At 32.7% G+C, this 9921-nt stretch carries 8 protein-coding genes, 1 riboswitch and 2 other annotated features; of the genes, 6 read left to right on the top strand and 2 right to left on the bottom strand.

The features are described from left to right. The first annotated feature begins 221 nt into the window (after positions 1-221). The 3 genes from B7R67_RS06685 to B7R67_RS06675 all read left to right on the top strand — a co-directional run bounded on the left by B7R67_RS06685 (position 222) and on the right by B7R67_RS06675 (position 3601). Positions 222-1205, top strand: a complete 984-nt coding sequence (locus B7R67_RS06685; RefSeq protein ID WP_088068752.1) for a ketoacyl-ACP synthase III — start codon at positions 222-224, stop codon at positions 1203-1205. Positions 1206-1320: 115 nt separating this feature from the next. Further along, positions 1321-2283 carry an NAD(P)H-dependent glycerol-3-phosphate dehydrogenase gene (locus tag B7R67_RS06680; RefSeq protein WP_088068750.1) on the top strand — a complete coding sequence of 321 codons (963 nt, stop codon included), beginning with the start codon at positions 1321-1323 and terminating at the stop codon, positions 2281-2283. Positions 2284-2466: 183 nt separating this feature from the next. Continuing rightward, a riboswitch (purine riboswitch) is annotated at positions 2467-2570 on the top strand. Positions 2571-2731: 161 nt separating this feature from the next. Continuing rightward, positions 2732-3601 carry a 5'-methylthioadenosine/S-adenosylhomocysteine nucleosidase gene (locus B7R67_RS06675; protein ID WP_088068748.1) on the top strand — a complete coding sequence of 290 codons (870 nt, stop codon included), beginning with the start codon at positions 2732-2734 and terminating at the stop codon, positions 3599-3601. A 147-nt stretch (positions 3602-3748) separates the two neighbouring features. Here B7R67_RS06675 and B7R67_RS06670 read toward each other — a convergent pair whose 3' ends face one another. Next, on the bottom strand, positions 3749-4327 hold the full coding sequence (locus B7R67_RS06670) for a DUF2087 domain-containing protein (RefSeq protein ID WP_088068746.1): 579 nt from the start codon (positions 4325-4327) through the stop codon (positions 3749-3751). Positions 4328-4749: 422 nt separating this feature from the next. Between B7R67_RS06670 and B7R67_RS06665 the strand changes: the two genes are divergently transcribed. After that, positions 4750-5973: an MFS transporter gene (locus B7R67_RS06665; protein ID WP_235822105.1), complete on the top strand. Its 1224-nt coding sequence runs from the start codon at positions 4750-4752 to the stop codon at positions 5971-5973. A gap of 344 nt (positions 5974-6317) precedes the next feature. Continuing rightward, on the top strand, positions 6318-7016 hold the full coding sequence (locus B7R67_RS06660) for a hypothetical protein (RefSeq protein ID WP_088068741.1): 699 nt from the start codon (positions 6318-6320) through the stop codon (positions 7014-7016). A 316-nt stretch (positions 7017-7332) separates the two neighbouring features. Here the strand turns inward: B7R67_RS06660 and B7R67_RS06655 are convergent, their stop codons facing one another. Next, on the bottom strand, positions 7333-7818 hold the full coding sequence (locus tag B7R67_RS06655; protein ID WP_088068740.1) for a GNAT family N-acetyltransferase: 486 nt from the start codon (positions 7816-7818) through the stop codon (positions 7333-7335). 188 nt (positions 7819-8006) lie between these two features. Beyond that, positions 8007-8234, top strand: a binding site (T-box leader). A 45-nt stretch (positions 8235-8279) separates the two neighbouring features. After that, positions 8280-8505: a binding site (T-box leader), on the top strand. Between the two features lie 59 nt (positions 8506-8564). On the opposite strand from B7R67_RS06655, the gene B7R67_RS06650 reads away from it, so the two are divergent. Next, positions 8565-9914, top strand: coding sequence for an amino acid permease (locus tag B7R67_RS06650; RefSeq protein ID WP_088068738.1), 1350 nt, complete (start codon positions 8565-8567; stop codon positions 9912-9914). The last annotated feature ends 7 nt before the right edge of the window (positions 9915-9921 follow it).

The raw sequence follows: 9921 nt of genomic DNA, 5'->3' as shown, positions 1-9921 counted from the left end.
GAGAATCCTGTAGTGGAAATGAACATCATTCAACTTCCTTTACGAAAATTTGGTCATTACTTGACAAGATTATTTTTCAACAGCGTGAGAGTTGCTAAGGCAACTCTATTTTTTTTTTTTTTTCTAAAGTTTAAAAAATATTTTAAAAATTAGTACCTAGTATTAATACTTAGTGTTATAATCTAAAAAAGATAATATAAATATTAATGAGGTGATTAATAATGCAATTATCAAAAGCACGTATAACAGCAATCGGTTCGTATGTTCCAGAAAAAATATTAACAAATAAAGAATTAGAAAAAATAGTAGAAACAAATGATGAATGGATTGTAAAAAGAACAGGAATTAAAGAAAGAAGAATCGCTGGTGAAAACGAGTATACGAGTGATCTAAGCTATAATGCGATAAAAGATTTAATGAACAATTATAATAAGACAGTTGAAGATGTGGATATGATCATCGTTTGTACTTTAACGCCTGATTTTAAAACTCCAAGTGTGGCGTCAGTCATTCAAGCGAGGCTTGGTATAAAAAATGCTGGAGCCATTGATTTAAATACCGCTTGTGCAGGATTTACTTACGGTCTGTATATAGCAAATGGATTAATAACTTCAGGTTTAAATCGTAAAATTTTAGTCGTAGGTGCAGAAACTCTATCTAAAATTACTGATTATGAAGACCGAACAACATGTATTTTGTTCGGTGATGGTGCAGGTGCGGCTTTAGTAGAATATGATGAAAAACAACCTAGCTTCCTTTCTTCTCATTTAGGTTCTGAAGGCGAAAAAGGCAAACACTTATATTGTTCGAACTTATCAAATCAAATGTTTGGCGAAGAAATCATAAATAATAATTGTATTGTTCAAAATGGGCGCGAGGTATATAAATGGGCAGTTACAACTGTACCAAAAGGAATGCAAGCTGTACTCAAAAAAGGTTCAGCCAAATTAAATGAAGTTGATTGGTTTGTACCTCATAGTGCAAATTTAAGAATGATTGAATCAATTTGCGAAAAAAGTGAGTTTCCAATCGAAAAGACATTATATAGCCTAGTTGACTGTGGTAATACATCATCAGCCACTATTCCATTGTCTCTAGTTAAAGGAGTTAAGGATGGAAAACTTAAATACGGAGATAAGGTTTTATTATATGGATTCGGTGGAGGATTAACGCATGCAGGGTTACTCATTCATTGGACAATATAAAATCGAGTTAGTGATGCAATAATTTCAAAATCTTATAGTGATAAAAAAGAAGTCTAAGGTAAAACAATTAGACTTCTTTTTAGAGAAAAGATGTAGATTGAGAGGAAGATCGATAATGGATGTTGCTGTTTTAGGTTGTGGTCGATGGGGAACTTTTTTAGCATGGTATGTTAATAAGGTTGGCCATAAAGTCATGTTATGGGGAAGAGAGCAGTCGAGAAATTTTAATGGATTAAGAGAATCGAGAAAAAATGAATATCTTTTACTTCCAGAAGAGATTGAATTGACTAGCTCCTTAGAACAGGCATTATCATTTGCTGAAATCATTATTATCTCAATAAGTGCACAAGAATTACGCTCATTTGCAAAGGTATTGAGCACATTAAACAGCCAAGGTAAAACATTTATTTTATGTATGAAAGGTATAGAAGCTTCTAGCGGAAAAAGACTTACACAAGTATTTAGTGAAGAAGTTGGAAAAAATATTAATCTAGCTGTATGGGTAGGTCCAGGACATGTACAAGACTTTGTAAAAAATATTCCTAATTGCATGGTAATCGGATCAGATAACATAGAAGTAACTAAAAAGATTGCTGGAGCTTTTAATAGTGAATTAATTCGATTTTATTATGGACAAGATCTTATTGGGAACGAAATTGGAGCAGCAACTAAAAATGTAATGGGAATAGCGGCTGGAATGCTTGATGGACTAAACTATAGTAGTTTAAAAGGATCATTGATGGCAAGGGGCACAAGAGAAATCTCTCGTTTAATTAGAGCAATGGGTGGGAATGATGTAACCATTTACGGTCTAAGTCATTTAGGTGATTATGAAGCAACATTATTCTCAATGCATAGTCATAATCGAAAATTTGGAGAAGTATTTGTTGAAGGGAAACCATTTGATAAGTTAGCTGAAGGAGTTTCAACAATAAAAGCATTAAAAGAACTTTCTAATCTATATGAGATTGAGCTTCCAATTTGTAATGCATTGTACGAAATTATTTTTGAGCATAAAAATGCCAAAGCCACATTAGAGGAATTATTTTTAAGGCCTTTAAAATATGAGTTTCAATAATATTTTAAATAAGTTGACTCTTGCTTTTTTTTAAATGAATGTTTGATTTTTATTATTTTATTTAGTGCGTTTTATCGTTTTTCTTCTGTTTATTGCGATTAAACACGAACATTATGGTTAAAAAAATAAAAAAAGTTCATGTTTTCTATTGTGTCTGATTTGATAGTTTGATATATTAGCAAAGTAATCATTCATATCGTTACTCGTATATGCTCGGTAATATGGTCTGAGCGTTTCTACCTGGTTCCCATTGAAAGAACTAGACTACGAGTTAAAGAAGTAATTGGTTGTATTTTTGCAAACAGTTCATGGGAATAGCAAAATTTTATTGTTTGCTTAACCATACTTTAACTTTCGTAAGTCTAGATGGTAGATATAATTCTACACGTTCTAGACTATTTTTTTTGTATCCAATCATCAAGTGTAAACACATCAAGGGGGAAAAGACATGAAAAGAAAATACGGTTTATTAGGAATTATTACGGCACTGTTAATTTCAGTATTTGTAGGCTATAGTTTTAAAGCGAATACTGTAGCTGCAAAAACAAAAGCATTAAAACCAATTATTATTCAAGGGCCAATGCCAATAGAAGCAGAAAAGTTTGCTAGTAAGCTAAAAAATGTAAAAGTAGAAAAATCAGGTAGCTTTGTATTTTATAAGGGTACATTAGATCACTATCCTGTTGTCGTAACAAAAACAGGGAAAGGAATGGAAAATACAGCTGCTGCTACAGCGGTAGCAATCGAGAAATATAAACCAGTCGCTATTATTAATCAAGGAACTTCTGGTGGTCATGATTCAAACTTAAATGTATTTGATATCGTATTAGGGAAAAGAACAACAAACATTGGTTCTTTAAAAACAGGCAGTAAAGATGAAAACCAAGGAATGGATCCAACTGTTTGGAAACCAATGGACCTAATGGCTTCTGAAGGTAGTGCTGGAGAAGATCCAAATGCTGAAAAGCCACGTTATTACGAAGGAAATAAAAATTTGTTAGCAGTAGCCAATGCAGTAAAAAGTAAATATACAGCGGGGAAAGTTGTTGAAGGTACAATTGGTTCTGCCGATGTTTGGAATAATGAAGTTGATCGAATTAAATGGTTCCACACAAATTATGGTACTTCGGTAGAAGAAATGGAAGGTGCTGCAGCGGCTCAAATCGCACAAGCATATAATGTTCCGTTCTTAGGCATTCGCGTGTTATCTAATAATAAAACGAATGGTGGCAAATATAACCCAAATTCTGCCGAGGCATGCCAGGAATACGTATTTGAAGTAGTGAAAAAATATATTGCTACAGAACCAACTAAATAATAAAAAAGTAGAAGAAGAGATACCTAAAGTATCTCTTCTTCTATATTGGAATAACAATCTATTTCTCGCTACTTAATTAAAATGTCAAAACTAATTTGATATATATCTAATTAGTTTTGTGAAAAAAAGAGGTGTATAAAACACCCTCTATTTTAGCCACCATAACTCAACGGGATTTAATTCGTATTGATTATTTTCTCGATACATAAATTGACACATAATAAGCTCTCGCCTTAATGTAGCGTAATCCTCATGAAATTTTTTTAGATATTCATTTATTTCTCTTTCTTGATAGACCTTACCGAACTCGAGACCTTTAATCATATGAGCTAAGACAACGAGTTTCTTTTTACGCTGCGCAGGGTAAATCTTTAGTTTTCCATCCTTTGTAAAGAAATTATTAATAATTGCAGCACTTTCCTCTTCAGTAACTGACATTTCCATATTTGCATTCCCTCCTGTACCTACACTGAAAATAGCTTTAGCACTCATTTCTAGTATTTTTGTATTTAGGGAGAAATAGATTGTATTCTTATCTCGACGTTCTTTAATGAGACCAACTTCTCTAAGTTTAGTCATATGGTGAGTGATTGTTGGCGGTTTAAGTCCTAATTTACTTGCGATTTCTTGTCCGCTTAATTGACCTTGTTGAAGTAAAGCAATGATACGTACTCGAGTAAGATCACCAATAGCTTTATGGAAATCTACAATCTTATTTAATTGCATCTATAAACACCTACTTATATAAATATCTAATTAGATGATAATCTAATTAGAAAGATATTTCAATTGAAAAAATTTAATTTTGGAAAATTCAGTTTGATGAAAAGTGCCTTCAACGAGGTTAAGAGAGCTGCATTTGTGCATTACATTTTTACACATTTATTTAACAAAATAATTTGCCTAATAAAAAAGTGTGTACACATCTTATTGGCATAAATAAAATTTACTGATATCCTAATTAAGTGAAAAGTTGGAAAAAGTGAAATTTTCATTTAAATTTATACATTAATTGAATTACGAACTAAAAATAGTATTTTATTTACTAGTTTTGTGAGGGGATTTGCTAGTGTAGAAAGAAAGGTTGGTATACTGTGGGGATACTTAAGTTTCACAAAAACATAAAAATTAGGTTACTGGAGTCTTTTTTGAGTTCGTCTATTGGAAGTATGATTTTTCCGTTTATGGCGATTTATTTATCAAAGCATTTTGGCGTAAAACATGCAGGATTACTTTTATTAGGTAATGTATTCATAGGGATCATTATGAATTTTTTTGGAGGATATTTTTCGGATCAATTTGGTCGGAAAAAATCGATTGTATTTGCTGAAAGCTTAAGGTTATTTGCATTTCTAACGATGATGTTGTGCAATTCTCCATGGTTTTCATCGCCTATTATTACTTTTTTCATGATGACATTAAATAGTATTTGTTGGGGACTTGCAGGCCCAGCGAATCAAGCAATGTTAATTGATGTGAGTAAACCAGAAGAACGTAAGCTTATGTACTCTATCATGTACTGGTCAAATAATTTATCAATTGCGATTGGTGGAATGCTTGGAGGATTTTTATTTAAATCATATTTATTTGAGTTATTATTAGCTCTTTCTGTTGCATCGTTAATAACTTGGGTGTTAATTACATTCTTTGTTGAAGAAAGTTTAGTAACTGAAAAGATGGAAACAAAATCAATTAATCAGCACGTCAATAAGATGTTTTCAAACTATCGGGAAGTTTTTCAAGATAAGCTTTTTATTCTTTACGTGCTAGCTGGTTTACTAGTACTTTCAATGGAGTTTCAATTAACCAATTATATCAGTATTCGATTATCAAATGATTTCCATACTCAACATCTTTTTGGATGGACATTTGGTGGAATCGAAATGACTGGTTTCCTTCGTACTGAAAATACAGTTCTTGTAGTTGTAATGGCACTTTTTGCAACTAAAATGGTTAAAAAAATGGATGATCAACGTACGCTAATTTGGAGCTGTATTGCATTTGTTTCTGGATATGCTGTAATTTCATATAGTAATTCTATTTGGCTTTTATTTGTTGCTATGCTTGTAGCTACAGTTGCGGAAGTATTAAGAGTACCAGTTCAACAAAACTATATGGCGAATTTACCAGCTGAAGATACAAGAAGCTCATACATGGCCGTCGCTGGTTTAACATTTAATTTAGCGATGTTTATATGCTCTTTAACAGTTTCATTAAGTGCGTATTTATCAAATTTTGCAACTTCATTCTTTTTAACAAGTCTGGGTGTGATTGGTATAATAATATTTGTACGTATTACACCTGCATTAGAAAGAAGAGTTAATGGAGAATTAGTACAAGAAAATAGTCGTTCAGCAAATGTTAATATTTAGTTAAAACGGAATTAATTAGTTACGGAGAGGATACAGATTATATCTGTATTCAGACTGCCCGCCAAACGCTCGCTTTCTTCGTTGCTTCGCTCGCCTGCGGTGCTCATTACCGTTTAGGGGTAACTCCGCTCCTCACCAGGCTTCGCGCCTCGAAAGACAAACGTTTTCAATCAGTCTGAAAATCAGATAAAAAAGACTCTACACACTGGATACAGATTATATCTGTATTCTCTTTTTTTTATCAAGATTGAAAAGCTTAATAAATTTATCTAAGATTTCTGCCCTTCATAAAGATGGCTAAATTTTCCTTGCTAGGAAACCATAAAAGTAAAGGTGGTGCTTCGATGATCAAACGGCGAATTATGATTCCAATAATTTTTTTTACAGTTTTTTCATGGTCACGAGGATATGCTCAAACAGTTGACCGTATCGTCATGAATAGCGTTCCTAGTGAAGTATGGCAGGAAAATATCTATCTTCTTGCCGATCGGTTAGATTGGAAAGAGTATCGGAATTTTGATGTTCAAATTGGTAATGAAGGATTTGTGTATCACTTCCCAACATGGAAAAGTGGAAAGTATGGAACAAAACTGTTTCGTGAAGATTTGAATAAGGATAAAGAAGAAGAGATAATGATCGTATTAGATAATTTCAATGATCCAATTCATATATTGCAAAGCATAAGTAATGATCAAAACCAAGAATATAAAGAAGTAACGATCGAACCAGTTGCTGAGGCAGTCAAAAGACTTGTTGACATGGATAAAAAAGGAAATTTTGTTATTATAACAACAAAACAGAGAACATATAAAGTAAATTTGAAATCACTTGGATTTAGTGACACCTCATCTGACGAAACAATCTATACTCATGTTCCGGTAGATTTTCATGTTGAGAAGAAAAAAATTATCGCTGATGCTGTTGTTATGATTTCAATGGATGGTGGTAAGGCGATTGGTAATCTAAAGCTTTTGTATGACTGGAATGGCAAGAAATATGAAGTGAATTCAATTTCCTTTGAGAAATATGATCGGAAAAGATAGAGAAAGCGCCCATAGGGTGCTTTCAGACTGACCGCCAAACGCTCGCTTTCTTCGTTGCTTCGCCCGCCTGCGGTACTTATTACCGTTTAAGGGTAACTCCGCTCCTCACCAGGCTTAGCGCCTCGAAAGACAAACGTTTTCAATCAGTCTGAAAATCAGATAAATTAGCGGTACACACACTAAAAGCGCCAATAGGGTGCTTTTTTATGTTAATTTTACTTTTCCTACATAATCATTAATTTAACGGAATCAGAAGGACTATTTTTCACTTAAGGAGTAAAAAAACTGGTTGTTGGAGATGAATTTATTAATTAAGTTAAAGTTTTTTTATCATGTTATACCAAGTAACACCACCATGTGTAGAGCTCGATTTCCCTTCGTTTTGAAATCCATGATTCTCATAATAACGGACTAAGTTCTCTTTGCATGTTAAGGTAATTGTTTCACGGCCACTTACTTTTGCAACTTTTTCAATATGTAACAGTAATTGTGATGCTACTCCTCTATTTTGGAATTGTGGTGCTACTGCTAAACCTAAAATACTTTGATGACCACCAGTCGATGGATTTTTTTTAATGTCGCTAAATAAATCATCTGTAATATAAAGTTCACTTATAACAGGTCCATTCACTAAACCAACTAATTTACCGTTTTCTTCTGCTACAAAAAAACTATCTGGAATTAATTGAATACGTTTTTCAAATGATTGTTTTGTTGCAGCTTCTTCTTTCGAAAAGCAAAGCTGCTCAATTTCTACTAATTCAGTTAAATCTTCTAATTTTACATTTCGTATATTTAACATAAATTTTGCTCTCCATTTTATTTTGTATTGTATAAATTTTATAGGTTTTAAACAGTTTATACTAGATTTTTATGTTATTAAAAAATGAATAATTTATAGAAAAACGTTGACAGAATTATTTAAATACATCTATAATACAAAACATATTAAAAAAAGAACCAAGTTACTAAATTATCAATTTCATATTATATTAAGCAATGAAGGGAATTAGTAGTGCTTATCTCAATGTTATAGAGAGCTGATGGAAGGTGGAAATCAGTACAAAGATAAGGATGAATTTCAATCCTGGAGCTATTTTCTTCGAAGTAAAGGGTGACCTTTATTGAGGGGGAAACGGTCTTAATTGATCGTTATCAAATTTGAGAGGCAGACTTGTTCTGCAACTAGGGTGGTACCGCGAATAATTCGTCCCTACTGATTTAATCAGTAGGGGCTTTTTTAATATATAAAAACTTAATATTTGAAATGCAATGATAGGAATACAGTAATGTTTGTTTCACTGTTTTAGAGAGCTGATGGAAGGTGGAAATCAGTACAAAGATAAGGATGAATTTCAATCCCGGAGCATCTTTTTCGAAATAAAGGTCGACATTTATGAGGAAAAGACGGTCAATGATCGTTAAATAAAACAAGTGGCAGACATAAGTCTGCAATTAGGGTGGTACCACGGTGTTAATCGTCCCTGTCGTTTATGACAGGGGCGATTTTTTATTTAATAAGAAATTTAACGAAAAGGAGATAGAAAAATGGAATTACAAAAGAAATTATTGCCAAGGCATATTCGTTTCATGGCACTCGGAGGGGCAATTGGCACCGGGATATTTAAAGGAACATCAGAAACAGTATCGATTGCAGGTCCTGCTGTTATTTTTTCTTATTTGTTTGCTGGGTTATTACTTCTTGTTGTAATGAGTGCAATCGCTGAAATGGCAATTGCTTTTCCAGGTCTAAATATGAAAGGATTTATTCGTAAAGCATTTGGTACGAAAGTGTCTTTTGTAATTGGTTGGTTGTATTGTTTTATGTGGTTAGTTGTTTGCGTAATTGAAGTAATCGCAGCAGGTAGCTTTCTACAATACTGGTTCCCTTCAATGTCTTTATGGTCTTTAAGCTTCATAAGTGCGATTTTTATCGTTGCGGTTAATTTTATGAATGTTAAGCGATATGGTGAAATTGAATTTTGGTTTGCAGGCATTAAAATTACAATGATTGTTTTATTCATCGCGTTAGGTGCAGGCATTTTATTTGGAATTATTCCAAGCGGAAATAGTGGGTATGTACATAACTATGTACTAAACCAAGGATTCTTTCCACATGGGTGGTCAGGAGTGTTTTCTGCTTTATTAATCGTAATTTTCTCTTATGGTGGTTCTGAACTAATTGGATTGACATTAACTGAAACGAATAATGCAGAAAAAGTATTACCAAAGGTTATAAAAGGAGTTATTTGGAGAATTGTTTTATTCTATACACTTCCAATCCTCATTATTTGTGGATTAATTCCATGGAATGAAATTGGAAATCAAGAAAGCCCATTTGTTCAAGTATTATCAACAGTTGGTTTTCAAGGTTCAGCTCATATTATGAACTTTGTTTTAATTACAGCAGTATTATCTGCAGCAAACTCAGGTATTTATGGTTGTACACGTATGATGTATTCGTTAGCATCAGAAGGAGAAGCTCCGAAACTATTTTCAAGAATTTCAAAAAATGGTGTACCAATATACACAGTTATTTTAAGTGCAATTGTTTTAATTGCAGGAACGTTTGTCGCTTATTTTTCTCCTGACAAAGTATTTGGATATTTAATGGCGATCCCTGGATTTACAGTTTCGTTAGTGTGGATTAGTATTTGTTTAGCACAACTGAAGCTTCGTAAAACTTATAGAGAACTTCCGCACTTTAAAGTATGGGGTTTTCCATATATAACCTCTTTAACTGTAATTGCATTAAGTGTTAGCTGCATAGCATTCGCATTTAGTGAACAGAACCGCTTGAGTATTTTTGTATGTTTAGGTATTCTAATTGTTTTAATTTTAAGCTCTTTTATTGTAGATAAAAAACAACCTACAATTAGTAATACATTAACAAAATAATCTCTAA

Source organism: Gottfriedia luciferensis (assembly GCF_002156865.1).
GTDB classification, from domain to species: domain Bacteria; phylum Bacillota; class Bacilli; order Bacillales; family Bacillaceae_G; genus Gottfriedia; species Gottfriedia luciferensis.
The sequence above is the reverse complement of the archived record's forward strand: the minus strand, read 5'-3'. Positions and strand labels throughout refer to the sequence as shown.